General features: G+C 69.2%; 25 protein-coding genes. 9 read left to right on the plus strand and 16 right to left on the minus strand.

Annotation, left to right across the window (positions count from 1 at the left end; genetic code table 11):
- Window positions 1-61 precede the first annotated feature (61 nt).
- Complete coding sequence (lipB, locus tag M3195_RS04900; RefSeq protein WP_308211572.1) at window positions 62-751, plus strand: lipoyl(octanoyl) transferase LipB; 690 nt, start codon at window positions 62-64, stop codon at window positions 749-751.
- Window positions 748-1,740 (plus strand): lipoyl synthase, encoded by a 993-nt coding sequence (gene lipA, locus M3195_RS04905; RefSeq protein ID WP_251585439.1) that lies wholly within the window; start codon window positions 748-750, stop codon window positions 1,738-1,740. Before lipB ends, lipA begins: the two co-directional genes overlap by 4 nt.
- Before the next feature lie 21 nt (window positions 1,741-1,761).
- Here lipA and M3195_RS04910 read toward each other — a convergent pair whose 3' ends face one another.
- Genes M3195_RS04910 through smc form a run of 3 tightly spaced genes read right to left on the minus strand, consistent with a single transcriptional unit; the run spans window position 1,762 to window position 6,766 of the window.
- A complete protein-coding gene (locus M3195_RS04910; protein ID WP_251585440.1) occupies window positions 1,762-2,262 on the minus strand; it encodes a DUF2004 domain-containing protein in 501 nt (166 codons plus the stop codon).
- A 55-nt stretch (window positions 2,263-2,317) separates the two neighbouring features.
- The gene (gene ftsY, locus M3195_RS04915; protein ID WP_251585441.1) at window positions 2,318-3,190 is read right to left on the minus strand and encodes a signal recognition particle-docking protein FtsY; all 873 of its coding nucleotides are present in this window, start codon (window positions 3,188-3,190) and stop codon (window positions 2,318-2,320) included.
- A gap of 27 nt (window positions 3,191-3,217) precedes the next feature.
- Complete coding sequence (gene smc / locus M3195_RS04920) at window positions 3,218-6,766, minus strand: chromosome segregation protein SMC (protein ID WP_251585442.1); 3,549 nt, start codon at window positions 6,764-6,766, stop codon at window positions 3,218-3,220.
- Window positions 6,767-7,287: 521 nt separating this feature from the next.
- On the opposite strand from smc, the gene M3195_RS04925 reads away from it, so the two are divergent.
- From M3195_RS04925 to M3195_RS04945, 5 genes are all read left to right on the plus strand, one after another.
- Entirely contained in the window at window positions 7,288-7,566 is a 279-nt protein-coding gene (locus tag M3195_RS04925; RefSeq protein ID WP_251585443.1) for a hypothetical protein, read from the plus strand.
- A 13-nt stretch (window positions 7,567-7,579) separates the two neighbouring features.
- Window positions 7,580-8,668, plus strand: a complete 1,089-nt coding sequence (locus tag M3195_RS04930; protein WP_251585444.1) for a GNAT family N-acetyltransferase — start codon at window positions 7,580-7,582, stop codon at window positions 8,666-8,668.
- Entirely contained in the window at window positions 8,665-9,747 is a 1,083-nt protein-coding gene (locus M3195_RS04935; RefSeq protein ID WP_251585445.1) for a GNAT family N-acetyltransferase, read from the plus strand. Before M3195_RS04930 ends, M3195_RS04935 begins: the two co-directional genes overlap by 4 nt.
- Window positions 9,748-9,832: 85 nt before the next feature.
- Complete coding sequence (locus M3195_RS04940; protein ID WP_251585446.1) at window positions 9,833-10,528, plus strand: ABC transporter ATP-binding protein; 696 nt, start codon at window positions 9,833-9,835, stop codon at window positions 10,526-10,528.
- Window positions 10,525-11,847 (plus strand): FtsX-like permease family protein, encoded by a 1,323-nt coding sequence (locus M3195_RS04945; RefSeq protein WP_251585447.1) that lies wholly within the window; start codon window positions 10,525-10,527, stop codon window positions 11,845-11,847. Before M3195_RS04940 ends, M3195_RS04945 begins: the two co-directional genes overlap by 4 nt.
- A gap of 12 nt (window positions 11,848-11,859) precedes the next feature.
- Here M3195_RS04945 and mutM read toward each other — a convergent pair whose 3' ends face one another.
- The 6 genes from mutM to M3195_RS04975 form a co-directional block, all read right to left on the minus strand.
- Window positions 11,860-12,723: a bifunctional DNA-formamidopyrimidine glycosylase/DNA-(apurinic or apyrimidinic site) lyase gene (mutM, locus tag M3195_RS04950; RefSeq protein WP_251585448.1), complete on the minus strand. Its 864-nt coding sequence runs from the start codon at window positions 12,721-12,723 to the stop codon at window positions 11,860-11,862.
- Window positions 12,716-13,408 (minus strand): ribonuclease III, encoded by a 693-nt coding sequence (gene rnc, locus M3195_RS04955; protein WP_251585449.1) that lies wholly within the window; start codon window positions 13,406-13,408, stop codon window positions 12,716-12,718. The genes mutM and rnc overlap by 8 nt, the downstream gene beginning before the upstream one ends.
- A 16-nt stretch (window positions 13,409-13,424) precedes the next feature.
- Window positions 13,425-13,634, minus strand: coding sequence for a 50S ribosomal protein L32 (rpmF, locus tag M3195_RS04960; RefSeq protein ID WP_050721097.1), 210 nt, complete (start codon window positions 13,632-13,634; stop codon window positions 13,425-13,427).
- 2 nt (window positions 13,635-13,636) lie between these two features.
- Window positions 13,637-14,131: a YceD family protein gene (locus M3195_RS04965; protein ID WP_251586413.1), complete on the minus strand. Its 495-nt coding sequence runs from the start codon at window positions 14,129-14,131 to the stop codon at window positions 13,637-13,639.
- Window positions 14,132-14,270: 139 nt separating this feature from the next.
- Window positions 14,271-14,768 carry a pantetheine-phosphate adenylyltransferase gene (gene coaD, locus M3195_RS04970; protein WP_251585450.1) on the minus strand — a complete coding sequence of 166 codons (498 nt, stop codon included), beginning with the start codon at window positions 14,766-14,768 and terminating at the stop codon, window positions 14,271-14,273.
- 30 nt (window positions 14,769-14,798) lie between these two features.
- On the minus strand, window positions 14,799-16,973 hold the full coding sequence (locus tag M3195_RS04975) for an ATP-dependent DNA helicase RecG (protein WP_251585451.1): 2,175 nt from the start codon (window positions 16,971-16,973) through the stop codon (window positions 14,799-14,801).
- 61 nt (window positions 16,974-17,034) lie between these two features.
- Between M3195_RS04975 and rsmD the strand changes: the two genes are divergently transcribed.
- Complete coding sequence (rsmD, locus tag M3195_RS04980; protein WP_251585452.1) at window positions 17,035-17,619, plus strand: 16S rRNA (guanine(966)-N(2))-methyltransferase RsmD; 585 nt, start codon at window positions 17,035-17,037, stop codon at window positions 17,617-17,619.
- Here the strand turns inward: rsmD and thiL are convergent.
- Window positions 17,611-18,606: a thiamine-phosphate kinase gene (gene thiL / locus M3195_RS04985; RefSeq protein ID WP_251585453.1), complete on the minus strand. Its 996-nt coding sequence runs from the start codon at window positions 18,604-18,606 to the stop codon at window positions 17,611-17,613. The genes rsmD and thiL overlap by 9 nt on opposite strands.
- Window positions 18,607-18,629: 23 nt before the next feature.
- On the opposite strand from thiL, the gene M3195_RS04990 reads away from it, so the two are divergent.
- A complete protein-coding gene (locus M3195_RS04990; protein WP_251585454.1) occupies window positions 18,630-19,136 on the plus strand; it encodes a DUF3515 domain-containing protein in 507 nt (168 codons plus the stop codon).
- Window positions 19,137-19,160: 24 nt separating this feature from the next.
- On the opposite strand, the gene M3195_RS04995 is transcribed toward M3195_RS04990, so the two are convergent.
- The 6 genes from M3195_RS04995 to leuC all read right to left on the minus strand — a co-directional run bounded on the left by M3195_RS04995 (window position 19,161) and on the right by leuC (window position 25,514).
- Window positions 19,161-20,243, minus strand: coding sequence for a D-alanine--D-alanine ligase family protein (locus M3195_RS04995; RefSeq protein WP_251585455.1), 1,083 nt, complete (start codon window positions 20,241-20,243; stop codon window positions 19,161-19,163).
- The gene (locus M3195_RS05000; RefSeq protein ID WP_251585456.1) at window positions 20,143-21,282 is read right to left on the minus strand and encodes an NAD(P)H-dependent glycerol-3-phosphate dehydrogenase; all 1,140 of its coding nucleotides are present in this window, start codon (window positions 21,280-21,282) and stop codon (window positions 20,143-20,145) included. Before M3195_RS05000 ends, M3195_RS04995 begins: the two co-directional genes overlap by 101 nt.
- The gene (locus M3195_RS05005) at window positions 21,272-22,027 is read right to left on the minus strand and encodes a lysophospholipid acyltransferase family protein (RefSeq protein WP_251585457.1); all 756 of its coding nucleotides are present in this window, start codon (window positions 22,025-22,027) and stop codon (window positions 21,272-21,274) included. The genes M3195_RS05000 and M3195_RS05005 overlap by 11 nt, the downstream gene beginning before the upstream one ends.
- Before the next feature lie 5 nt (window positions 22,028-22,032).
- Window positions 22,033-23,400 (minus strand): UDP-N-acetylglucosamine 1-carboxyvinyltransferase, encoded by a 1,368-nt coding sequence (murA, locus tag M3195_RS05010; protein ID WP_251585458.1) that lies wholly within the window; start codon window positions 23,398-23,400, stop codon window positions 22,033-22,035.
- 63 nt (window positions 23,401-23,463) lie between these two features.
- A complete protein-coding gene (leuD, locus tag M3195_RS05015; RefSeq protein ID WP_251585459.1) occupies window positions 23,464-24,060 on the minus strand; it encodes a 3-isopropylmalate dehydratase small subunit in 597 nt (198 codons plus the stop codon).
- 2 nt (window positions 24,061-24,062) lie between these two features.
- Entirely contained in the window at window positions 24,063-25,514 is a 1,452-nt protein-coding gene (gene leuC, locus M3195_RS05020; RefSeq protein WP_251585460.1) for a 3-isopropylmalate dehydratase large subunit, read from the minus strand.
- Window positions 25,515-25,594 lie beyond the last annotated feature (80 nt).

Here is a 25,594-nt window from a genome sequence, read left to right on the forward strand (position 1 = left end):
ATCGCGCGGCGACCGCGGAGCGCCCAGACCTCACCCGGAGGAGTATTGTTAGACGCGATCCATCTATGCCACGGTCGCCTCACGAGGGAGTGCTCGCATGCTCGACGTCGTCACCGCCGGTCTCGCACCGGCCTACGTGCCCTACACGGAGGGCTGGGACATGCAGCGGCGCGTCCACGCCGATGTGGTCGCGGGCTCGCGGCCGGACACGCTGCTGCTCCTCGAGCATGAGGCGGTCTACACGGCCGGTAAGCGCACGGAGGACCACGAGCGGCCGCAGGACGGCACCCCCGTCATCGATGTCGACCGGGGCGGCAAGATCACCTGGCACGGCCCCGGACAGCTGGTCGGCTATCCGATCGTCCGCCTCGCAGAGCCGATGGACGTCGTGGCGCACGTCCGGAGGATCGAACGCGTGCTCATCGACGTACTGCGACCGCTCGGCGTCGACGGCTACCAGGTCGACGGCCGAAGCGGCGTCTGGGTGCGCCGGCCGCTCTCCGAGGACAAGATCGCCGCGATCGGCGTGCGGGTGCAGCAGGGTGTGACGATGCACGGGTTCGCGATCAACTGCGACAACACGCTGTCCGGCTTCCGCAGCATCATCCCCTGTGGGATCACCGACGCCGGGGTCACCACCGTGAGCGAGGTCTCAGGGACCGACGTCTCCCCCGCCGACATCGCGGATGCCGTGGCATCAGCCTTCGCCGCCGTCTACTCGACCGCCGACCTCGCAGGAGCATCCGCATGACCGCCGCCGCACCCGAGGGGCGCAAGCTCCTCCGACTGGAGATCCGGAACGCCGAGACCCCCATCGAGCGCAAGCCCGAGTGGATCAAGACCAAGGCCAAGATGGGTCCGGAGTACACGGCTCTCCACTCGCTCGTGAAGAGCGAAGACCTGCACACGGTGTGTCAGGAAGCCGGCTGTCCGAACATCTTCGAGTGCTGGGAGGACCGCGAGGCCACGTTCCTCATCGGCGGTTCGCAGTGCACGAGGCGGTGCGACTTCTGTCAGATCGACACCGGCAAGCCGGACGCCTACGACACGGACGAGCCCCGACGCGTGGCGGAGAGCGTGCAGCGGATGGGCCTGCGCTACGCCACCGTGACGAGCGTCGCGCGCGACGACCTGCCCGACACCGGCGCCTGGCTGAACGCCGAGACGGTGCGGCGGATCCATGCGCTCAACCCCAACACGGGGGTCGAGCTCCTCGCCAACGAGCACAACGCCGACCCCGCGTTCCTGGGCCAGATCTTCGAGGCACGCCCCGAGGTCTTCGCGCACAACGTGGAGACCGTCCCGCGGATCTTCAAGCGCATCCGCCCGGCGTTCAAGTACGAGCGCTCTCTCGACGTGATCACCCAGGGACGGGATGCCGGACTCATCACGAAGTCCAACCTGATCCTCGGAATGGGTGAGGAGCCGGAAGAGGTCGTCCAGGCGCTCAACGACCTGCACGAGGCCGGCTGCGACATCATCACGATCACTCAGTACCTCCGCCCGTCGCCGCGGCACCTCCCTGTCGCACGCTGGGTGAAGCCCGCGGAGTTCGTCGAGTTCAAGGAGGAGGCGGAGCGCATCGGCTTCCTCGGTGTGCTCGCCGGTCCGCTCGTGCGCTCGTCGTACCGGGCCGGGCGGCTGTGGGCGCAGTCGATGACGTCGAAGGGACGCGAGATCCCGGCGCACCTCGCGCACATCGCGGAGAGCGCAGACCTCGGCTTCGCCCAGGCGGTCTGAGATCGGGAGGAGCCCCGACGGTCAGTCGGCGCTCATGACCGACAGCACGGCACCGTCGGAGCCGAGGTTCACCAGCAGCACGTCGTCGGTCGTGTCGGCGTCGAGCGCGTACTCGAGCACCGCGAACGGCTCGGAACCGCCGTGCTCGTCGGCCAGGATCGTCATGCTCATGAGCCGCAGTGATCGGATGATGTCGACGGCTGCATCCCCGCTGACGTCGATCAGCACGTCTTCGATCTCGTCGCCGTAGGCCTCCTGCTGCTGCAGGATGTACTCGGTCACCTCGCTGGTGCGGTCGTCGACCTCGGAGAGCATGCTGCGACGGGCGGTGCCGTCCACCGTCTCGAGGCCGGCGATGAGAGACGCCGCGATGTCGAGGGCATCGGCTGACACGTCATCCTGATCAGGAGCCGTCAGGTCGACCGTGACACTCTGATCGCCGAGTTCCACGGTCTCCGACCAGAAGATCGAGCCGTCGGGGCCCGACGACAGGAGTCCGAAGTAATCGTGTTCGATCGCCATAACGCTATGAAACCAGCCTCGTGGTCGCGGCGGTAGTCCTGTGCGCGTCGTGTCGTCAGCCGACGAGCGACTGCACGAACACGTGAGGGGTGAAACCGGTGAGGTCGTCGATGCCCTCGCCCTGGCCCAGGAGCTTGACGGGGATGCCGGTGCGCTCCTGAACCGCGAGGACGAAACCGCCCTTCGCAGAGCCGTCCAGCTTGGTCAGGACGAGCCCGGTGACCCCTGCGTGCTGCAGGAACGCCTCGGCCTGCATGACGCCGTTCTGCCCCGTCGTCGCATCGAGCACGAGGAGAACCTCGCTGATCGGGGCCTGCTTCTCGATGACCCGGCGGATCTTCGTGAGCTCATCCATCAGCCCGCCCTTGGTGTGCAGACGACCGGCGGTGTCGATGATGGCAATCTCGATGCCCTCGCGCTTGGCGAACTCGATGGTCTGGAAGGCGACGGATGCCGGGTCCTGACCCTCCTGCTGCGGACGGACGATCGCCGCTCCCCCGCGCTGCGCCCAGGTCGCGAGCTGGTCGACTGCGGCTGCCCGGAAGGTGTCCGCCGCCCCGACCACGACGCTGCGCTGATAGCCCCGCAGGAATTTCGTGAACTTGCCGATCGTCGTGGTCTTGCCGACGCCGTTGACGCCGACGACGAGCACGACGGCCGGACGCTCGGTGAGCTTCAGCGTCGTGTCGAACTTGGCGAAGTGCTCCTCGAGCGTCTCGCGCAGCATGCGCTGCAGGTCTTTCGGGTCGGTCGTGCGGTAGCGCTCGACCTTGCCGCGCAGCTCGTCCACGACGCGCTCGCTGATGTCGGGACCGAAGTCCGCCGTGATGAGCGCGGTCTCGAGGTCCTCCCAAGTCGTCTCGTCGATCGTGGGCTTGACGAACATTCCGCGCAGCGCGCGACCGAGGGACCAGGACTTCTCCGCCATGACTCCAGCCTATCCGCGCAGGGCCGCTCAGACCGCGGCAGCGGCGGCGCGGTCGCCGACGCGCTGCCCGACGACGGCGGACACGCCGTCCTGACGCATCGAGACGCCGTAGAGGGCGTCTGCGATCTCCATGGTGCGCTTCTGGTGCGTGATGACCAGCAGTTGCGAGCTCTCACGCAACTGCTCGAACACGGTGAGCAGACGACCGAGGTTCGCGTCGTCGAGCGCGGCCTCGACCTCGTCGAGGATGTAGAACGGGCTCGGCCGGGCCTTGAAGATCGCCACAAGGAGTGCGACTGCGGCGAGGGAGCGCTCGCCGCCGGAGAGCAGCGACAGCCGCTCGATCTTCTTCCCGACGGGTCGGACCGAGACCTCGATGCCCGTCGTGAGCATGTTGTCGGGGTCGGTGAGGGAGATGCTGCCCGAGCCGCCGGGGAACAGCAGCGGGAAGACCTGCCCGAAGGCCTCTTTCGTGTCCTCGAACGCACTGGCGAAGATCGTCTGCATCCGCTCGTCGAGGTCGGCGATGATCGTCAGGAGGTCCTGCCGCGTCTGCGTGAGATCGGCGAGCTGCTCGGTCAGGAAGGCGTGCCGCTGCTCGAGGGCCGCGAACTCCTCGAGCGCGAGGGGGTTCACGCGACCCAGCTGCGCGAGCTTGCGTTCGGCGTCGGCGAGGCGGCGCTGCTGGATGCGGCGGTCGAACGGGATGGCCGTGTCGTCGATCAGTTCGCCGTCCGCGGGTTCGACCCCGGGATCCCGCGGTACCAACTGGTCCGGTCCATATTCCGCAACGAGAATATCTTCGTCGAGCGCGAGCTCCGAGGCGACGCGTTCGAGCAGACTGTTGAGGTGCAGCTTCTTCTCGTGGATCTGCAGTTCGAGGCCGTGGACGCTCTCCGTGAGGCCCGCGAGGCGCTCGCGGAGCGACGTCTCCTGCGCACGCAGGGCGGTCAACTCCTCGTTCTGGGCGGAGCGCGCAGCCTCGGCCTCCCCCAACGAGAGACGGGCTTCGGCCACGGAGCGGTCGATCGAGTCCAGGATGCGCGGGAGCTCCGACGCGACGCCCGATGCAGCCTCCCGCTGAGCGCGACGGATCACCGCGCGACGCGCTGCCTCCGCCGCGGCATCCCGTTCCTGTTCGCGCTGGCGCTCGAGACTCGCGACCCGCGCCTGGGCAGCCCGGACTCGTTCCCGAAGTGTCTCGATCTCGAGGCGCGCGCGGACCTCGCCTTCGCGCGCGGATTCGAGCGCCTCGAGCAGGCCGTCTCGAGCCGACGCGTCGAGAACCGGTCGCGGCGCGGATACGGCGTCCTCCAGCTCCGATTTCGCGCGCGCGGCCTTCGCCTCTGCTTCCTCGACCGCTGACTGTGCCTGAGCCAGCCCTGCTTCGAGCCGATCGCACTCGGCGACCGCCGACTCGTGCGTGACGGTGATGCGGTTCACCTGCTCTGCGTGGCTGGCCAGCGCCGCGTCGTGCTCCCGGAGTGCACGCAGCGCGTCCTTCGCCTGACGCCGCGTCGTCTCGACGAGGTCGTTCGCATCCTCGCGGGCCTCGCGCAGCGAGTCGACGATGACCTGCACCTCGGCGAGACGCTCGTTCGCGGCATCCCGCTCGGCGGCCAGTTCGAGTCGTGAACGCTCTCCCCCGGAACCCGCGCGCAGCGTCTGCGCGGTGACGACGTCACCCGTGGTCGTCACGACGGTCGTCGTCGTGTCGGCGAGAGCGTCGAGTGCCGTCCGCGCGCTCCTCGCCTCGTCGAGGTCACCGGCGATGAGCACGTGCGACAGGATGCCGAGCACGCCGGCCGGTGCTGTGACGGTCTCCACGGCGGGCGTGACGCCCGGAAGCTCTGGCAGCTGCACGGCAGGGCGGATCGCGTCGGCCACGACGAAGTCGACCACACCCCGCCCCTGCGATTCGGCGTCGCCGGCGAGGGCGAAGGCGTGCTGCGCCTCATCCACGAGCACGCCCTCGGCAAGGGGGCCGAGCACAGCGGCGATCGCGGCTTCGAAACCCGCCTTGACCTGCACCGCGTCGCCGACGAGACCGCGGATGCCGTCTCCCCCGGTCTTCACGATCTCCGCTGCGCCTCCAGAGAGTGCGAGAGCGCTCCCGAGTGCTGCGGCCTTCGCCGTGAGCGCATCGACCTCGCGCTCCGCGGCATGCAGTCGCTCTCGGAGCGTCTCCCGCTCCGTCTCGGCAGCGGTCGCCGCGCGCTGCGCGCTCTCGTAGGCAGCGGAATACTCGGCCGCCGTGCCCTCGGGTGCTTCTGCGGTGTCGATGGCCTCCAGCGCCTCGGCGGCCTCGCGTCGCCGGATGTGAGCGGCCTCGAGAGCGTTCTCCTGCCGCAGCACCGCGCCGCGCACCGCCGCGAGAGCCGACGCCGCGGCATCCGCTGCGCCGCGCAGCGAGGTGAGCCTCATGTCGTATTCCGAGACCAGAGCGCTCTGCTCGGCGATGTCGACGTCGAGCGTGTCGAGCTCGGCGCGGGCGCTCACGACCTCGCGGCTCGCGGCTGCGGCTGCGTCCTGCGCATCGCCGAGCCCCTCGGAGATCTCGGTGATCTCGGCCTTGGCCTCGTCGATCGTCGCCTGAGTGACGGTCACCGCCGTGACGGCCGCGTCATCCTCCTCGGAGCCGAGCAGCGCGAGTCGCTGATTGGCGAGCGTGTACAGACCGCGCATGCGCTCCTGCACCTGCTCAAGCCCGAACGCCACGCCGCGAGCCTGATCGACTGCCACCGAGTTCTGGTCCTGCTCGAGGCGCGCGATGTTCGCCCGCACAGTCTCCGCCTGATCGCTGAGCACGAGCCGTTCCGTGTGACGCTCGTGCTCCGTTCGCGTGTGGTCGGCCAACGCTGTGCGCAGGGCGACGACGTCGTCGGCGAAGATCCGCGCCTTGGCGTCCCGCACGACCGCTGCGATCGTCTGCGCCTCGCGCGCGATCTCGGCCTGACGGCCAAGCGGCTTCAGCTGTCGGCGGATCTCCCCGGCGAGGTCACTCAGGCGCGTGAGATTCGTCTCCATCGCGTCGAGCTTGCGGAGGGTCTTCTCCTTGCGCCGCCGGTGCTTGAGGATTCCCGCGGCCTCCTCGATGAAGCCGCGGCGGTCCTCGGGCGAGGCCTGCAGGACCGTGTCGAGGCGGCCCTGTCCGACGATCACGTGCATCTCCCGGCCGAGACCGGAATCGCTGAGCAGCTCCTGCACGTCGAGCAATCGGCAGGACTCTCCGTTGATGGCGTACTCGCTGGAGCCGTTACGGAACAGCGTGCGACTGATCGTGACCTCTGCGTACTCGATCGGCAGTGCACCGTCGGCGTTGTCGATCGTCAACTGCACCTCGGCTCGGCCGAGCGGACCCCGTGTCGAGGTGCCGGCGAAGATGACGTCCTCCATCTTGCCGCCGCGGAGGGTTTTCGCGCCCTGCTCACCCATGACCCACGCGAGGGCGTCGACGACGTTCGACTTGCCGGAGCCGTTCGGTCCGACGATGCACGTCACACCCGGTTCGAAGACGAAGCTCGTCGGCTGCGCGAAGGACTTGAACCCTTTGAGGGTCAGGCTCTTCAGATGCATGCGCGCACCGCGCTTCCGGGCTGGATCACGCCCTCACGCTACCGGAATCCCGCTCCAGCACCGGCATCACGCGCGGTGCGACGGCGATCGTCGCGACACCGCGACACGCCGGACACGCCCGGGATGCTTGACGTCAGCTGTGAGCTTTCGCTACCGTGAACCTCCGGATCGCCACACGAAAGGAGGTTACCGATGATGATCACTCAGCTGAACGCACAGGCCACAGGCCTCGCCGCGCCCTTTGCGCCGCGCTTTGCGCACTCGGTAACCGCCGGCGTCCGTCGCAGCAGCGCTCTGTCCTAGAGCCGCAGCAGCAGGACTCCGCCCGTTCTCGGGCGTCCTCCTCGCGCGCCATCGTGCCGCCCCGCCCTGATCCTCAGGATCACGGCCTCCCGCCGACCCCGGCACCCGCTCTCCGCGGTCCTTCCGGGCTCGTGCTCTCACCGCGCTACCCCTTACTCGAGGAGTCCGCGCCGACTGCGTCATCGCATGCACAACCATCACCACTCGAAGGAATCATCGTGAACGCCACGCTGTACCGCTCCACCACCCACCCACCGGATACCGGGGACCAGCAGGTCCTCCACATCCCCGCACCCGACGACCTGCATCGCCTCGCGCTCGCAGACCGTCTCTCCCTCCGCATCGGCCTGTGGCTGCTGCAGAGGGCGCAGCGCCCCAGACGGGAACGCCGTTCCTCCCGCGTCTCCGGCGATCCGCTCGCTCTCGACCGGCGGGAACGCTCCGTCGCCGAGACGTACGCTCTGCTCACCTTCGACCTGCAGCGCCAGCTGCGCTGATCGGACGGACGACATGAGCATCGTGCTCACCGAGGATGCGACGCTGCATCCGCTCGTGCTTCCGGCGCGGGCGGATGCGACAAACGCGGGCGAGTTCCGCGAACTCGCCCGCGTTCGCAACGACGTGTACCGCGCGATCACCGGACGCGACGAACAGGACCTCGAACCCGAGGCGCTGCTGCCACTGCTGAGGTCGCGTCCCGAGCGCACCACGATCGTCTGGGCGGTTCGCGTGGCCGGCGAGATGGTCGGACGCGCTGTCGTCGACGTCCCCCACGAGGAGGGGTCGCGTACGGCGATCGCGAGCATCGAGATCCACCCGCGGGTGTGGGGCCGGGGCATCGGCAGCGCTGTGCTCCCCCACATCGAATCAGTGGCCCGGCAGCACGGCAGGACCGTCATTCAGAACTGGACCGAGCAACCGGCGTCGTCGGGCGAACGGATCACCGCGCGCACCGGACACGGAAGCGTCCCGGACGACCATGTCTCCCGGTTCCTGCTGCGCCACGGCTTCTCGCTGGAACAGGTGTACCGGGTCAGCCGTCTCGATCTCGACGGACCCGCTGCCGGTCGCTCCACCGCCCTGCACGACGACGCGGTTCGCGCAGCCGCCGGATACCGCGTGTTGCAGTGGGAGGTGCCCACACCGCCCGAGCATCTCGACGGCTACGCGTGGCTCAAATCGCGCATGTCGACGGATGCTCCGTCGGCGGGACTCGAAGCCGATGAGGAACGGTGGGACGCCGAGCGCGTCGTCGCCGGCGAGAAGCGCATCGCCGAGATGCGCCAGCGGATGCTCGTCACCGTGGCGCAGCACGTCGACAGCGGCGAGCTCGCGGCGTTCACCGAGATCGGCATCGGACCCGACATGACGGCCACCACTCATCAGCACGACACTCTCGTGCTCCGTGAGCACCGAGGGCATCGCCTCGGCCAGCTCGTCAAGTGCGCCGCGCTCGCGACCTGGCGAGAGATCGCCCCGCAGTCTCGGACTGTGATCACGTATAACGCCGAGGAGAACCGGCCCATGCTCTCCATCAATGAAGCCCTGGGCTTCGACGCCATCGCCTACGAAGGCGCCTGGCGGAAGGACCTCTCATGACCACGTCCACGCTGACGATCACGCCGCTCGTGATCCCGCACTCCCTCGACAGCGGCGACGCTGCCGACTTCCTCGCGTACGGCGAGCTCAATCGCCTCGTCTGCGATGAAGCCACCGGCATCCCGGATCTGGCGCCGGATGCCGCTCAGATGCTCCCCGCGTGGCAGGACCAGACCGACACCCTCCACACCGGCTTCGTGGCGAGGATCGACGACGAGATCGTCGGCATGATCACGATCGACTACGCCAGGGAGGCCGATGCGCAGGCGGCCGAGATCGACGTGCTCGTGCCGCGTCGCTTCGCCGGGCACCGTGTCGAGGCTGCGCTGCTCGCGCATGCCGAGGACGAAGCGCGTGCACACGGCCGGTCGCTCATCCAGGCCTGGTCGCTGCATCGTCCGATCGAGGCGGATCGCATGATCGTGCCCCGGACCGGGTGGGGTCGCGTCCCCGCCACCGCGCTCTCCGACGCGCTCGAGGCCGACGGCTTCGTGTGCGAGCAGGTCGAACGCAACAGCGAACTCGATCTGCACGCGGATCCGTCGGTGCTCGAGCGCGCCCTCGACGAAGCCCTCGCCGTCGCAGGGCCGGACTATCGGATCGTGCAGTGGATGGCACCGACCCCCGAGGAGTACCGGGACGGGTACGCGGGCATCCTCGCGCGTCTGTCGACCGATGCGCCGAGCGGCGACATGCAGTTCGTGGCCGAGGAATGGGATGCGCAGCGCGTCGAGCGACGGGACGCGAGGTTGACGTCGGCAGGTCAGGCGTTCGCGATCACCGCGGTGCAGCACGTGCCGACCGGCGATCTCGTGGCGTACAACGAGCTGCTGATCGGGGCGGACCGCACGGCCACGACGCACCAGTTCGGCACCCTCGTCTCGAGCGCGCATCGCGGTCACCGGCTGGGCATGATCGTCAAGTGCGCGAACCTGCTGCGCTGGCGCGAGCTGATGCCCGACTCCCCCTCCGTATCGACCTTCAACGCAGAGGAGAACCGTCCGATGCTGAGCATCAACGAAGCCCTCGGCTTCCGGGCTGTGTCGTACGCGGGAGCGTGGCAGAAGCGTCTCACGTGAGGATCATCCGTGCGATGTAGGCGTGACACGGTGGATCATCCGCCGGTGCGACGACGCCGCGCGGAGTGATCGCGAGGCTGGAAGCATGAACACTCCCGTCCTCGACGCACGATCCCTCACGAAGTCCTACGGCACCACACGAGCCCTCGCCGGGGTGGACCTGACTGTCCGCTCCGGCGAGTCCGTGGCGATCATGGGCGCTTCCGGATCGGGCAAGACCACGCTCCTGCACGTCCTCGCCGGCATCGTCACCCCGGACTCCGGCACCGTCACCTTCCAGCCGACCACCGAACACCCCGTTGAGCTGTCGGCCCTGGGCGAGTCGGCCCGGTCACGGTTGCGACGCGAGCGCTTCGGCTTCGTGTTCCAGCAGGGCCTCCTCATCCCGGAGCTCACCGCCGTCGAGAACGTCGCGCTCGCTTCCATGATCAACGGCGTGAAGAGAGCGGATGCCGTGCATCACGCGGCATCCTGGCTCGCCGCCCTCGGGCTCGCCGGAATGGAGGACCGCCGCATCGGCGAGCTCTCCGGAGGCCAGGCGCAGCGTGTCGCGATCGCCCGTGCGCAGGCGACGGGCGCCGACCTCGTCTTCGCGGACGAACCGACCGGTGCGCTCGACTCGCACACCTCGCACGAAGTGATGGACGCCCTGCTATGGTCGACCACGGGTCAGGGGCGGACGCTACTCGTCGTCACCCATGACCCCGAGGTCGCGACCCGCTGCTCACGGATCGTCTCGGTGCGCGACGGCCAGGTCGTCGCCCCGGCGGTGTCCGCATGAACGCGCGCGTCCTCGCCCTGCTGCTGCGTCCGGCACCCGGCCAGACGGCGTTCCTCGCACTGCCCGCGACGGCCTTCGCGATCGTCACCGCCCTCGTGCTCACCGTGGTCGGCGGCGCGCAGTCCTTCTGGAGCTGGACCGACGACTTCGCCCCCGTCTATCAGGCACTCGCCGCCATCGCGCTGGTGCTCCTGGTCGTCCCGCTGATGAACCTGGGCGGAGCCGCGGCCCGCCTCTCGGCGCGGCGACGCGACGAGCGTCTCTCCACCCTGCGCCTTCTCGGGGTGACCCCGCTGGGTGTCGGTGTCGCGACCGTCGTCGAGTCCGTGCTCGTGGCCGCCGCCGGCGCCGCCGCCGGAGTGCTCGTCGCTCTCGCGATCAGCCCGCTCATCGGCCTGATCCCGTTCCGTGGCGAAGCGCTGGGCGTGGAGGCCGTCGTGCTCCCGCCGCTCGTCGTGCTCGCGGCGGTCGGCGGCATCCTCCTCGTCGCGGCAGCCAGCGCCGCCCTCGGCCTCCGCCGAGTGATCATCTCGCCGCTCGGCGTGCGCATGCGCACCACCGCGTCGAACGTGCACTGGTTCCGCGCGATCATCGGCGTCTCCGTCCTCGCCCTGGTCTTCGTGCTGATCAAGATCTTCCCCTCGGTCGCCGGCATCGTGACGACGATCACGGTGCTTGCCGCGCTCTTCGCGATTGCCCTCGCCGTGCTGAACGTGCTGGGCCCCTGGGTGATCAAGATGATCGCGTCGGGGCAGCTGCGTCGAGCCGAGCACCCGGAACGCCTGCTGGCTGCGCGCCTCGTGCTCGACTCCCCGAAGAGTGCCTGGCGCCAGGTGAGCGGGATCGCGATGGCGAGCTTCATGGCCGTGTTCGCGGGCACCGGAGTCTCTCTCATGAACGTCCTCGGCAGCGGCGACGCCGCCTCCGACGAAGCCGCTCTCGCCGTCGACATGCGTACCGGCCTCATCATCACGCTCGTGGCGTCGTTCCTCATGGTCGCGGCCTCGGTGGGCGTCAACCAGGCGGCGGCGATCCTCGATCAGCGCGAGCTCCACCGGAGCCTGCACCACCTGGGAATGCCGCTCGAGACGGTCGACCGCGCACGACGCCGCGCGATCATGTCGCCGCTGCTGATCACCGCGATCGGCTCGGCACTCTGCGCAGCGGTGCTGGTCTTCCCACTGCTCGGGATGGCCCTCATCACGGCGCCGGAATCGGTACTGACGATCGTCGTGGTCGTCACGATCGGGATCGGCGTCGTCTGGGCGAGCACGCTCGCCACCCGACCGCTGCTGGCGCGGTCGTTCGCGTCGGCGTGAGCGCCGGTCGAGTCAGCGGCGGCGCTGACAGCGCGGGCAGTAGTGGCTCGACCGGTTCATGAACGCGGTGCGGCGGATCGGGCCGCCGCACCGCGGACACGGTTCACCGCCGCGTCCGTACGCGTTGAGGGAATGGGCGAAGTAGCCCGCCTGACCGTTGACGTTGACGTACTGTGCGTCGAAGCTCGTACCGCCCTCGGCGAGGGCTTTGGCGAGCACGGCGCGGATCTCGGCGAGCAGCCGCAGGGCTGCTCGCGTGGAGAGAGCGGATGCGGCGGTCTCGGGATGGATGCGGGCCGCCCACAGCGACTCGTCAGCGTAGATGTTGCCGACACCGCTGATCACCTGCTGATCGAGCAGAACCCGCTTGATCCCGCTGCCGCGGCGGCGCAGAGCGGCGAGGAGCGTCGCATCGTCGAACAGCGGATCCATCGGGTCACGAGCGATGTGCAGCACCTGCGAGGGAATGCGCGACGGTCCGTCGTCGCGCAGCTCGTCGACGGCCAGCGAGCCGAAAGTCCGCTGGTCGGCGAACACGACTGCCAGTTCGCCGTGGGTCGGATGCTCGAGGCTGATCCGGATGCGCTCATGCCGCTCGGGCGGCGCGTCGGGTAAGCGGAGCAACATCTGGCCACTCATGCCCAGGTGGGCGATCAGCGCGGTCTCGCCCGAGTCGAGCGGAAGCCAGAGGAACTTGCCGCGTCGATCCGCTGCCGCGAAGCGGTGTCCCTCGAGACGGGCGACGAAGTCCTCGGCGCCGGCCGCATGCCGGGTCAGGGCACGTTCATCGAACACGCTGACAGCGGTGATGAGCGACCCGATCGCGGCAGGCGCGAGACCGGCACGCACGACCTCGACCTCGGGGAGCTCAGGCACGCTCGTTCAAGAGGCGCCATGCGCTCAGCGCGGCGGCCATCTCGGCGGTCTTCTTGCTGCTGCCGAGACCGGTCATGCTGACATCACCGACGACCACGGTCGCCGTGAAGCGGCGGTCGTGATCGGGTCCGCTGGCTTCGATGGAGTACTGCGGAGCAGTCAGGCCGAGGCGAGCTGCGAGCTCCTGAAGACTCGTCTTCGGGTCCATCGCCGCACCGTAGCGCTCGGGGTCGGCGAGAAGCGGCTCGGTCAGACGCAGCACGAGCTCGGTCGCGGCATCCGGGCCCGCCGACAGGAACGTGGCGCCGATCACCGCTTCCATCGTGTCCGCGAGGATCGAGTCCTTGTCACGTCCCCCGGTCTGCTCCTCCCCGCGGCCGAGCAGCAGGTGGCTGCCCAGCTCGATCCCGCGCGCGACCTCCGCCAGCGCGACCGTCGACACGACGCTCGCTCGGCGCTTCGCGAGAGCTCCTTCGTCGAGTTCCGGATGGCTGGTGAAGAGCATCACCGTCACGGCCTGCCCGAGCACGGAGTCGCCCAGGAACTCGAGGCGCTCGTTGTGAGGAATGCCCCCGTGCTCGTAGGCGTACGAGCGGTGGGTGAGCGCCAACTCCAGAAGCTCCGCGTCGATATCGACGCGGAGCTTCTCAGGGAGAGGTCTCGTCCCCCCAGGGACCTCTGTCACGATCTGGAGTCGCGACTCAGACGTCAGCGACCTTGCGGCCCTTGTACTCGAGGAAGAGCTCGGTGCCCTGGGAGTCGGTGACGACCTTCGCCTGGTGCGGACGGCTGTAGACGACCTTGCCGTTCTCGACGGTCTTGACGAGCGCGGGGGCCTCGGCCTTCCACTGCGCGCGACGCGAGCGGGTGTTGGAACGGGAGACCTTGCGCTTCGGGGGGTTACCAGCCATGACTAGCTCTCTTCTTTCTCGGCGGCGCTGCTCTCTGCCGCGCCGTCTTGGTCTGTGATCTGCTGGAGCGCACTCCATCGAGGATCGATGGGAGCTGCCTGCTCCGATCCGGTGCTCTCGGTCAGCCTCTCGCCCGTGACCGGGTCGAGCCCGGGGCAATCCGGCTGACACACCGGCTGAAATGGAAGCGACAATACGGCCGCATCCCTGACAAGAGTTTCAAGATCCACGTGGTCGTCTTGAACCTCGAAGTCAGTTTCTTCCTCACCAGGATACGCGAAAAGCTCCTGGAACTCGACTTCGACGGGCCGGGTGATGTCGGTGAGGCACCGACCGCACACTCCGGAGAACTCCGCGTCCGCCGCGCCCGACACGAGAATACCCTCGTGAACGGACTCGAGGCGGACATCCAGATCGAGTTGCGAGCCGTGCGCGAACGATACGATGCCCTCGCCCCACTGCTCGTCGAGAGTCACCGTGAAGGCATGCTCGCGCATCTCTCCCGGCTTGCGAACGATGTCGCGGACGGGGAGGACGAAGGGGCCGTTGAATCGGGAACGCACCCCGCAATGCTACCGGCTCGGCGGGGCGCGGGGCTGGTCGGCGCCTGAGTGCGGAGCCCCGACGGCGGGACGGTCAGATCCCGCGGGAGCCGGTGTCGAGGAACGACGCGACGGCCGGCGGCACGAACGGCGAGATGTCCCCACCGAGACCCGCGACCTGCCGCACGAGCGAGCTCGACACGAGGGCGTGCGCAGGATCCGGCAGCAGGAAGACCGTCTCGATGTCGGCGAGGTGTCGGTTGACGATCGCCATCGGGGATTCGTAGGCGACGTCCACCTGCGAGCGGATGCCCTTGACCAGCACGCCGGCATCGACGTCGCGGGCGTAGTCCACGAGCAGACCCATGCTCCATGACCCGACGATGACGTTGCCGTCCATCCCGTCCTCGGCGATCGACTGCTCCAGCAGCGCCATGCGCTGGGCGATGGGCAGCATCGCCTCCTTGCCGGGGTTGTGGACGACGAGCACGTGCAGTTCGTCGTACAGCTTCGCCGCGCGCCTGATCACGTCGAGGTGACCGAGGGTGGGCGGATCGAAGGAACCCGGGACGACGGCGATCCGGCTGCTCATGCGTCCAGCCTAGGGCACCTCGAACCGCGGTCAGTTCTTCGCGAGGGCGGCGCGGTCTTCTTCCGTCACTCGTCGTGCGATGGCGGCTCGAAGGCCCGGATTCGCAGTGAGATCGGGGTCGTCCGCGAGGATCGCCTCGGCTAGCTCCCGGGCCCGCACGATGAGCTTGGAATCCTTGACCACGCGCAGGAGCTTGAGCGACGAGCGCACTCCGGCCTGGGCCGCTCCCAGCACGTCGCCCTCTCCGCGCAGCTCGAGATCGACCTCCGCGAGGGCGAATCCGTCGAGCGTCGCGGCGACGGCATCCACGCGCTCGCGTGCGACGGAACCCGCCTCGGCCTCTGTGACGAGGAGGCAGAGACCCGGTACGCCGCCTCGACCCACGCGCCCGCGGAGTTGATGCAGCTGCGAGACGCCGAAGCGGTCGGCGTCGAGCACGATCATGGTCGAGGCGTTGGGCACGTCGACGCCGACCTCGATCACGGTCGTGGCGATCAGCAGGTCGATGTCTCCGCGGGCGAAGGACTGCATCACGGCGTCCTTCTCATCCGACGGCATGCGTCCATGGAGGACCGCCCTGCGCAGACCGCCGAGCGTCGGATGCGTGGCCAGAGCCTCGTCGAGCTGCACCACGCCCCACTTCGGACCGGTCGCGCCGTCGCCCTGCAGGAGTGCCTGCTCGCCCACCTCGGCGGTCTTCTTGGTCGTGTCGATCGCCGCGCAGACGGCGAAGACCTGGCGGCCCTGGGCGATCTCCTCGGCTGCACGCTGCCAAACGCGGTTGAACCACCCCGGGTGCTCGGCGAGGGGTGCGACGAACGACTCGATCCCGGCTCGCCCCTTCGGCATCGTGCGGATGACCGACGTGTCGAGGTCGCCGAACACGGTCATCGCGACCGTCCGAGGGATCGGCGTCGCCGTCAGCACGAGGGCGTGCGGGCTCGACCCCTTCGCGCGCAGCGCCTCGCGCTGCTCGACACCGAACCGGTGCTGCTCGTCGACGACGACGAGTCCGAGGTCGGCGAAGGTCGTCTTCTCGCCGAGCAGGGCATGCGTGCCGACGACGATGAGCGACTGGCCCGAGGCGACGCGCAGCGCGGCTTTTCTTCTCTCGGCGGCCGGCATCTGCCCGGTCAGCAGCGTCGGCATGACGAGAGGAGCGAGCTGGGGCCCGAGCATCTTCGTGATCGATCGGAGGTGCTGCCCTGCGAGCACCTCCGTCGGTGCGATGAGCGCGGCCTGACCGCCGGACTCGGCGACCTGGAGCATGGCGCGCAACGCCACGAGGGTCTTGCCCGAGCCCACCTCACCCTGAACGAGCCTGTTCATGGGCCACGCCCCGACCAGGTCGCGCGCGATCTGCTCGCCGACCGTCTGCTGGTCGGGCGTGAGCGAGTACGGGAGCGCCGCGTCGAATCTCTCGAGGAGCCCTCCCGGTCTCGCAGGCCTCGTCGTCGCAGACAGCGCGCGCACCGCGTCCCGCTGCTGCAACAGGGCCGTCTGCAATGTGAGCGCCTCGTGCATGCGCAGCGTGCGGACCGCAGGATCGATGTCATTGCGGGTCTTGGGACGGTGGATCTGCTCGAGCGCCTCACGCGCCGTCAGCAGGTCCTCCCGCGTCCGGACCTCGGGGGCGAGCGGCTCCGGCACGTCTCCGAGGTCGTCGAGCACCCGCCCGACGAACTTCGCGATCTGCCAGGTCTGCAGACTCGAGGTCGCCGGGTAGATCGGGATGAGGACGGCGGCGCGTGCGTCCGCCCTGCGCCGCGCGGCATCCTCGTCGTCGAAGAGCTCGTACTCGGGGTGCGCGAACTGCGTCACGCCGTTGAACTCCCCGACTTTGCCGGAGAACACGCCGCGGCGCCCGACCGCCAGCTCCTCGGCCCGCCACTTCGCCGCGCCGAGGTTCTTCGCGAAGAACGTCAGCGACATCTTGCCGATACCGTCGCCGATCACCACGTCGGCCATCGCGCCGCGCCGATTGCGCATGGCGCGAGCGCTCGACGACAGCACCTCCGCGACGATCGTGACGGTCTCGCCGATCGGGAGCTCTCGGATCGGGGTGAGCTCACCCGGATCCGCGTACCGTCGCGGATAGTGCGAGAGCAGGTCGCCCACCGTCGTCATCCCGAAAGCCCGGTCGAGCGCCTTCGCCGGGGTCGCCCCGAGCGCCTCCTGCAGAGACGTGTCGAGCGAGAGCGGCATGATCCGAGTCTAGAAGGCGGCGCCGACACGGCGCGCGCGAGCGCTGTCGTATCGTGAACGGGTGACGAGGATCATCGCCGGCGCTGCCAGAGGTGCCCGACTGGACGTGCCGGGAAGCGGCACCCGACCCACGAGCGACCGGGTGCGCGAGTCGCTGTTCGGCGCCCTCGAGTCCGCCGACGCGATGGTCGGCGCACGCGTCCTCGATCTGTATGCCGGTTCGGGGGCGCTCGGCCTCGAATCGCTGAGCCGGGGTGCCTCATCCGTCGACCTCGTGGAGCACGGGCGGACCGCCGTCGGGATCATCCGGCGCAACGCGGGCGTCGTCGCGAAGGCCGGCGCGCTCTCTCCTGCGCGCGTGCACCAGAGCAGCGTCCGGGCCTTCCTGCAGCGCACGACCGGACCGTTCGACCTCGTCTTCACCGACCCGCCCTACGATCTGGGCGATGAGGCCATGAACGGCGATCTGCTCGCGCTCGCGCCGCTCCTCGCCCCGGAGGCGCTCGTCGTGATCGAACGCGCGAAACGGTCCAGCCCGCCCGAGCTCGCCGCCGCCGGACTCGAGTTGCTCCGCGAGAAGACCTACGGCGATACGACCCTGTGGTGGGCGACGCCTCGTGCGGCCGACGACGCCGCGTCAGCCTGACGCCGAGTCCCAGTCTCGGTAGGGATCCCAGCCGCTGACATCGACCGGCGCCCCATCGAGGAGCAGGTCATGTTCTGACCGGTCCCCGACCGCGCCGATGCATCGGAAGCCGGGCGGCAGAACCGCGCCGGGGAACGCAGCGAGCAGCGCATGATCCTCGCCTCCGGCGAGAGCACGCAACGGATCGTCGCCGAGCGCCGCCGCCGACAGGTCGATCGTGACCCCGGACGCCGCCGCCATGCGCCGCGCGTCCAGCGCGAGTCCGTCGGAGACGTCCATCATCGCCGAGGCACCGGCGATCGCCGCCATCGGCCCGAGCCCGATCGGCGGCGAAGGACGCAGCTGCGCGTCGAGCGCCGCACGGTCGCCGTCTCCGAGCACCGCGGCGTCGACGGGCACCGGGGTCTCGCCGTCGCGGAACCGGCCGAAGAGCAGCTGGAGCCCCTGCGCGGCGTGTCCGAGTTCGCCCGCGACCGCGACCGTGTCACCGGGACGGGCGCCGCTGCGCGTGATCGGAGCGCGCCCCTCGAGGTCCCCGAGAGCCGTGACCGCGACGGTGAGCACATCCGACACGGTCAGGTCGCCGCCGACGACCGCGCAGCCGGGCGCCAGCGCTGCGCAGGCCTCGCGGAAACCGTCGGCGAGGCACTCCACGAAAGCGAGCCGGAGGTCGCGCGGCACAGCCAGTGCCACGAGGAGCGCCGTCGGACGCGCGCCCATCGCCGCCACGTCGGCGAGGTTGACCGCCGCGGCCTTCCAGCCCAGGTCGAAACCGCTCGACCAGGCGAGCCGGAAGTCAGGACCGTGCACGAGCGTGTCGGTCGTCGCGACGACGGAGCCGGATGGCGCGGCGATGACCGCGGCATCGTCGCCGGGGCCGATCAGCGTGTGCGACGCCTGTGACGTCCGCGCGAGGATGGCTCGGAGGATCTCCCCCTCCGACAGGTCGCCCAGGCGCGGGTCGTCGGCATCGGGTCGGGAGGGCATGCAGTCAAAGGTAGCCTGGATGCATGCCCTCCTCTCGCCGTCTGCTCCTCGTCGCGGGCATGCTGGTCGCCGCGGCCGGACTCGCCGGCTGCTCGACCACGATCCACCTGGAGCCGGCCGACGACGCGAACGATCCGGCGTGCGCCGAGGTCTCGGTGCTCCTGCCCGACGCAGTGGGCGATCTCGACCGGGTGTGGACCGACGCGCAGGCCACCGGCGCTTGGGGAGACCCGACGGTGGTGCTCCGCTGCGGCGTCGAACCGCCCGCGCCGTCGACCGACGTGTGCACCACGATCGGCGGGGTCGACTGGCTCGTGCTCGACCAGGAGGAGGAGCGGCAGCGTCTCGTCACCTACGGACGGGATCCGGCGATCGAGGTCATCATCCGCCGAGGCTCGGAGATCGACTTCCGGACGGTCGTCGAGCAGCTGTCGACGAGCATCCGGGCAGGCCTGGCGCCCGCCACGGCGCGGTGCACGGATCGTGTGCCGACCGACGACGGCACCGGCGACGGCTCGACCGACGGCTGACGCGCGGCGGTCGAGCCGCTGCGCTCAGCGACGCAGACCGGCCTCGATCAGCTCGGAGATGAGGTCCCCGTAGCTCAGACCCGAGACGACCCAGCACTTGGGGAACATCGAGATCGGAGTGAACCCGGGCATCGTGTTCAGCTCGTTGACGACGAGCTCGCCCGACGCGGTGAGGAACATGTCGACGCGGGCCAGGCCGCGACCGTCCACGGCCTCGAACGCGCGGATGCCCGCATCCTGGATCGCCGACACCTCTGCCTCGTCGAGGTCGGCGGGGCACACGACGTCGACGCCGTCACCGCCGAGGTACTTGCCCTCGAAGTCGTAGAAGCCGCGCGAGGTGAGCACGATCTCCCCGGGGAGGGATGCACGGACGCCCTCGGCTCCCTCGAGCACTGCCACCTCGATCTCGCGCCCGACGACACCGGTCTCGATGAGCACCTTGTCGTCCTCCGCGAACGCGACGGCGAGGGCGGCATCGAGCTCGTCGAGCGCTTCGACCTTCGACACCCCGACGCTCGACCCGGCCCGAGCCGGCTTCACGAAGAGCGGCGAGCCCAGCTTCGCAGCGGCGGCGCGGACGGCATCCGGATCCGACGCCCACTCCTTGGCACGCACCGTGCGCCACGGAGCGACGGCGATACCGGCGGCCTGCAGCGCCACCTTCATGAAGTGCTTGTCCATGCAGAGCGCCGAGTCGAGCACGCCGCCGCCGGCGTACGGCACCTCCAGCGTGTCGAAGTACCCCTGGATCGTGCCGTCCTCCCCGTGCGGACCGTGCAGGATCGGCAGCACGACGTCGATCTCGCCGAGCCCGTCGACCGTTCCGTCCGCCTGCACCACGCGCAGGGTGCGGTTGCCCCCTGGTTCGGGCCAGAGCACGCGGGTGCCGTTGTCGACCACTTCGGGCAGATGCGCCGCATCCAGCGGGAACTTCGCCGGGTCGTCGTCCTCGAGGACGAAGGCACCCTCCCGCGTGATCCCCACCGGGATCACGTCGTAGCGGTCACGATCGATCGCGCCCAGCACTCCGCCCGCCGTTGCGGAACTGATCGAATGCTCGCTGGAGCGCCCGCCGAAGAGCACCACCACCCTCTGCTTGTCCATGGTTGGTCCTCTCCCCCTGCGGGGTGTCGTCGTCCGTCGTGAGGTGGGGTGCGATGTCGCGGGGATCCATCTTCCCGTCGAGCACCATCTTCACCTGTTCGACGATGGGCATGTCCACGTCGGACTCGCGAGCGAGCTGCAGCACCGGCGCGACGGAGGCGAGGCCCTCGGCCGTCTGCTGCATCTGCTTCACCACGTCCTGAAAGCTGTACCCCTGGCCGAGCAGACGCCCGGCCGTGTTGTTGCGGCTCAGCGGAGACTGGCACGTCGCGATGAGGTCGCCGAGCCCGGCGAGTCCCTGCAGGGTCTCGGGATGCGCGCCGTTCGCGACCGCGAAGTCGGTCATCTCGACGAGCCCCCGGGTGATGATCGACGCCTTGGTGTTCTCGCCGTACCCCACCCCGTCGACGATGCCGATCGCGACCGCGATGAGGTTCTTCAGCACGCCGCCGAACTCGGTGCCGATCACGTCGGTGTTGACGAAGGTGCGGAAGTAGTCGTTGCGCGCGGCGCGAGCGACCTCCTCCGCCGTCTCCTGGCTCCGCGACGAGATCACGGCCGCGGTCGGCTGCTCGCGCGCGATCTCCAGCGCCAGGTTCGGTCCGGACGCCACCGCGACCCGGTCGGGGTCGCAGCGCAGCTCCTGCTCGATGACCTGGCTCATACGCAGACCCGTCGAGCGCTCGACGCCCTTCATGAGGCTGACGATCTTCGCATCGTTCCCGGTGAGCAGGGGCCGCAGGGCCTTCAGGTTCTCGCGCAGCGACTGGCTCGGCACCGACAGGTAGACCTGATCGACATCGCGCATCGCGACAGCGAGCTCGTGCGTGGCGCTCATCGTGCGCGGAAGGTTGATGCCGGGCAGATACTTCGAGTTGCGCTTGGCCTCGTCGATCTCGTGAGCCAGCTCGGCGCGACGCGCCCACATGGTCACCTGCGCCCCGCCGTCGGCGAGGATCTTGCCGAAGGTGGTCCCCCAGCTCCCGGCGCCGATCACCGCGACCCGGGGACCGCTTGGAATCGTCCGCTTAGGAGTCAAGGCGACCCGTCTCCTTCTGTCCGTGAGCAGAGGGGTTCCAGCGCTCGGCCGGCGCCTTCTCGTCGCGCAGCTCCTCGAGCAGAGCCGTGATGGCGTTCATGAGCCGGGTGGTTGCCTCGTTCAGCGCGGCCGGCTCGCTCGCACGACCGCGCAGGTCCGAGACGTCTACGGGGTCGCCGACCACGACCTCCACGCGCTTGCGCAGCGGCCACAGACTCAGACCCTTCTGGTACCGCCCCATGATCGCCTGGGTACCCCAGTGCGCCATCGGGATGAGCGGGATGCCGTCGGCGAGAGCCAGCCGGACCGCGCCCGATTTTCCGCGCATCGGCCACATGTCGGGGTCGCGCGTGAGCGTGCCCTCCGGGTACACGATCACTCCGCGGCCGTGCTCGACCAGCTCCTCCGACTGCTTCATCGTCTGTTTCGCGGCCGATGCCGACGACGTGCGCGCCACGGGGATCATACCCGTGTGGGTGAGGAACCATCCCAGCACCGGTACCCGAAACAGGCTCTCCTTGGCCATGAACCGCGGAGCTCGGCCGATCCTCCACACCGCGAGCGCCACGATGAGCGGGTCGAACTCCGAGTAGTGGTTGGGCGCCAAGACGAAGGCGCCCCTCTGCGGGAGCTTCTCGGCGCCCGTGATGCGGATCTTCGCCAGCAGCGAGATGACCGGGATCACGATCACCGCGAGCGGCCAGAACAGGCTCGGCCGCGTGGTCTCCGTCGACCGGGAACCCATCGGGGTCACCGGAGAACGTCGAAGTCGGCGCCGAGAGCGTCGAGCTTGGCGAGGAACTTCTCGTAGCCGCGGCTGAGTATGTCGACTCCCGACACCTTCGATTCGCCCTCGGCCGTCAGCGCCGCGATCACGTGGCTGTAGCCGCCGCGAAGGTCCGGTACGACGATGTCTGCGCCGTGCAGCGGGGTCGGGCCGGTGATGACCGCAGCCTGCTCGAGGTCGCGACGCGGGACACGACGGGGGCCGGCCTGCAGCCCGCGCGGGTGCACGACGATGTCCGCGCCCATCTTGACGAGGGCATCGGTGAAGCCGAGGCGGTTCTCGTACACGGTCTCGTGCACGATCGAGCGCCCCTTGGCCTGAGTGAGCGCGACGACGAGCGGCTGCTGCCAGTCGGTCATGAAACCGGGGTGGACGTCGGTCTCCACGACGACGGGCTTGAGCTCGCCTTCGCGACGGAAGAGGATGCCGTCTTCCTGGATGTCGAACCAGCCGCCGGCCTTGCGGAAGACGTTGAGGAAGGTCAGCATCTCCTGCTGCTTCGCGCCGCCGACGAAGATCTCGCCGTCGGTCGCGAGCGCTGCGGACGCCCAGGACGCCGCCTCATTGCGGTCGAAGATCGACCGGTGGTCGTAACCGCGCAGCTTCTCCACGCCCTCGATGAGGATCACGCGGTTCGGCTCGTACGAGATGATGGCGCCCATCTTCTGCAGCACGGCGATGAGATCCATGATCTCGGGCTCGATCGCCGCGTTGCGCAGCTCGGTCACGCCCTCGGCGCGGACCGCGGTCAGCAGCACCTGCTCCGTGGCGCCGACGCTCGGGTAGGGCAGGTGGATGTTCGCGCCGTGGAGCCGGGCTCCGCCCGTGGAGAGACGGATGCCGCTCGGCAGCTTCTCGACCGTGGCGCCGAACTTGCGGAGCGCATCGAGGTGGAAGTCGATGGGGCGGTCGCCGATGCGGCATCCGCCGAGGTCGGGGATGAACGCCTGTCCGAGCCTGTGCAGAAGAGGGCCGCAGAACAGGATCGGGATGCGCGAGGCTCCTGCGTGGGCGTCGATCTCCTCGAAGTGCGCGGATTCGACATCGCTCGGATCGAAGGTGAGCGAGCCGGGCTCATCGCCCTCGGACACCCGCACTCCATGCACCTCGAGCAGCGAGCGCACCACGGCGACGTCGCTGATCGCCGGAACGTCGCGCAGAGTGCTGGCCGTCTCGCCCAGCAGAGTCGCCACCATCGCCTTGGTCGCGAGGTTCTTCGCGCCCTTGACGTCGACACGACCGCGCAGCGGCCGCCCTCCTCGAATGGCGAGGACGTCTCCGGTCAGCGGGGGCACCCCGTCGGGGAGAGCGTCGCGCACAGGTGTCGTCATTCGGGCCTCACTTCGTTCAGGAAAATCGGGGCGGGGTCGCCCTCGGCTCCCCCGCCCCTCCGTTCACTGAACGGGGAGAGTCCGGGGCCGCCACGACTCGCGGCGGGCCTCGAACTGCGCGATCTTGTCTTCGTTGCGCAGGGTGAGCCCGATGTCATCGAGCCCTTCGAGGAGCCGCCATCTAGTGTAATCGTCGATACCGATCTCGGCCTGGATGTCGCCGATCGACGCGGTGCGCGCCTCGAGGTCGACGGTGATGGATGCGCCGGGATTCCGGTCGATCTCCGCCCAGATCCGCTCGAGATCGTCTTCCGAGATCGTCGCGGCCAGCAGCCCCTGCTTGCCCGAGTTGCCGCGGAAGATGTCGGCGAAGCGCGGGCTCAGGACGACCTTGAAGCCGAAGTCGCGCAATGCCCACACCGCGTGTTCCCTGCTCGAACCGGTTCCGAAGTCGGGCCCTGCCACCAGCACGCTCGCGCCCTGGAACGGCGCCTGGTTCAGCACGAAGTCCGGATCCTGTCGCCAGCCGTGGAACAGGGCGTCGTCGAAGCCCGTCTTGGTGACGCGCTTGAGGAAGACGGCGGGGATGATCTGGTCGGTGTCGACGTTCGACCGCTTGAGCGGTGCGGCGATCCCCGTGTGCGTCGTGAATTTCTCCATGGTCAGACCTCCGCCAACTCGCTCAGATCGCTGGGACTCGACAGCGTGCCGCGGATCGCGGTCGCCGCGGCCACGAGGGGCGACACGAGGTGCGTACGGCCGCCCTTGCCCTGGCGGCCTTCGAAGTTGCGGTTCGACGTGGAGGCGCAGCGCTCTCCCGGTGCCAGCTGATCCGGGTTCATGCCGAGACACATCGAGCAGCCGGCGAATCGCCACTCCGCCCCGAAGTCCTTGATGACCTGATCGAGTCCCTCGGCCTCGGCCTCGAGCCGCACGCGGGCCGATCCGGGGACGACCATGACTCGGACGCCATCGGCCTTCTTCTTGCCCTTGATGATCGACGCGAAGGCACGCAGATCCTCGATGCGGCTGTTGGTGCACGACCCCATGAACACGGCGTCGACCGGAACCGCCTTGAGAGGGGTGCCCGGAGTGAGGTCCATGTACTCCAGCGCACGCTCGGCAGCGGCACGCTCGTTCGGGTCGGCGATCTCCGCCGGGTTCGGCACGGAGGCCGACAAGGAGCTGCCCTGGCCGGGGTTGGTGCCCCAGGTGACGAACGGCTCCAGGTCGTCGGCGTCGATGAACACCTCGGCGTCGAACTCGGCGCCCTCGTCGGTGGGCAGGGTTCGCCAGTAGGCGACGGCATCCTCCCAGTCCTGTCCCTTCGGTGCGTGCGGACGCCCCTCGAGGTACGCGAACGTCGTCTCGTCCGGCGCGACCATGCCGGCACGGGCACCGGCCTCGATCGACATGTTGCAGATCGTCATGCGCCCCTCCATCGAGAGGGCGCGGATCGCGCTGCCGCGATACTCGAGCACGTAGCCCTGTCCGCCGCCGGTGCCGATCTTCGCGATGACCGCGAGGATGATGTCCTTCGCCGTGACCCCTGGACGCAGCGTGCCCTCGACGGTGATCGCCATGGTCTTGAAGGGCTTGAGCGGCAGGGTCTGGGTGGCCATGACGTGCTCGACCTCGCTGGTGCCGATACCGAAGGCCATGGCTCCGAACGCACCGTGCGTCGAGGTGTGCGAGTCGCCGCAGACCACGGTGATGCCGGGCATCGTCAGGCCGAGCTGCGGGCCGACCACGTGCACGATGCCCTGCTCGGCGTCACCCAGCGAGTGGAGCCGCACGCCGAACTCCGCGGCGTTGCGACGCAGGGTCTCGATCTGCGTGCGGCTCGTGAGGTCGGCGATCGGCTTGTCGATCTCCCACGTCGGGGTGTTGTGGTCCTCCGTGGCGATCGTGAGATCGAGACGACGGAGCGGACGCCCCTCTGCGCGCAGACCGTCGAAGGCCTGCGGGCTCGTCACCTCGTGCACGAGGTGCAGGTCGATGTAGATGAGGTCTGGCTCGCCGTTCTCGCCCTTGACGACCAGATGGTCGTCCCAGACCTTCTCGGCCAGTGTCCTGCGGCGTGCGGGAGCGGACTCCGATGCGGGGGTGTTCAATGCGGTTCTCCTGAAGCTGGCGGTTCGGCCCACGATGGACTCCGCGACGAGGAGGGGCTCAGAACGAGGTCTCGTCGCGG

It is taken from the genome of Microbacterium hydrocarbonoxydans, from assembly GCF_023715885.1.
In the GTDB taxonomy this organism is placed as follows: Bacteria; Actinomycetota; Actinomycetes; order Actinomycetales; family Microbacteriaceae; genus Microbacterium; species Microbacterium hydrocarbonoxydans_C.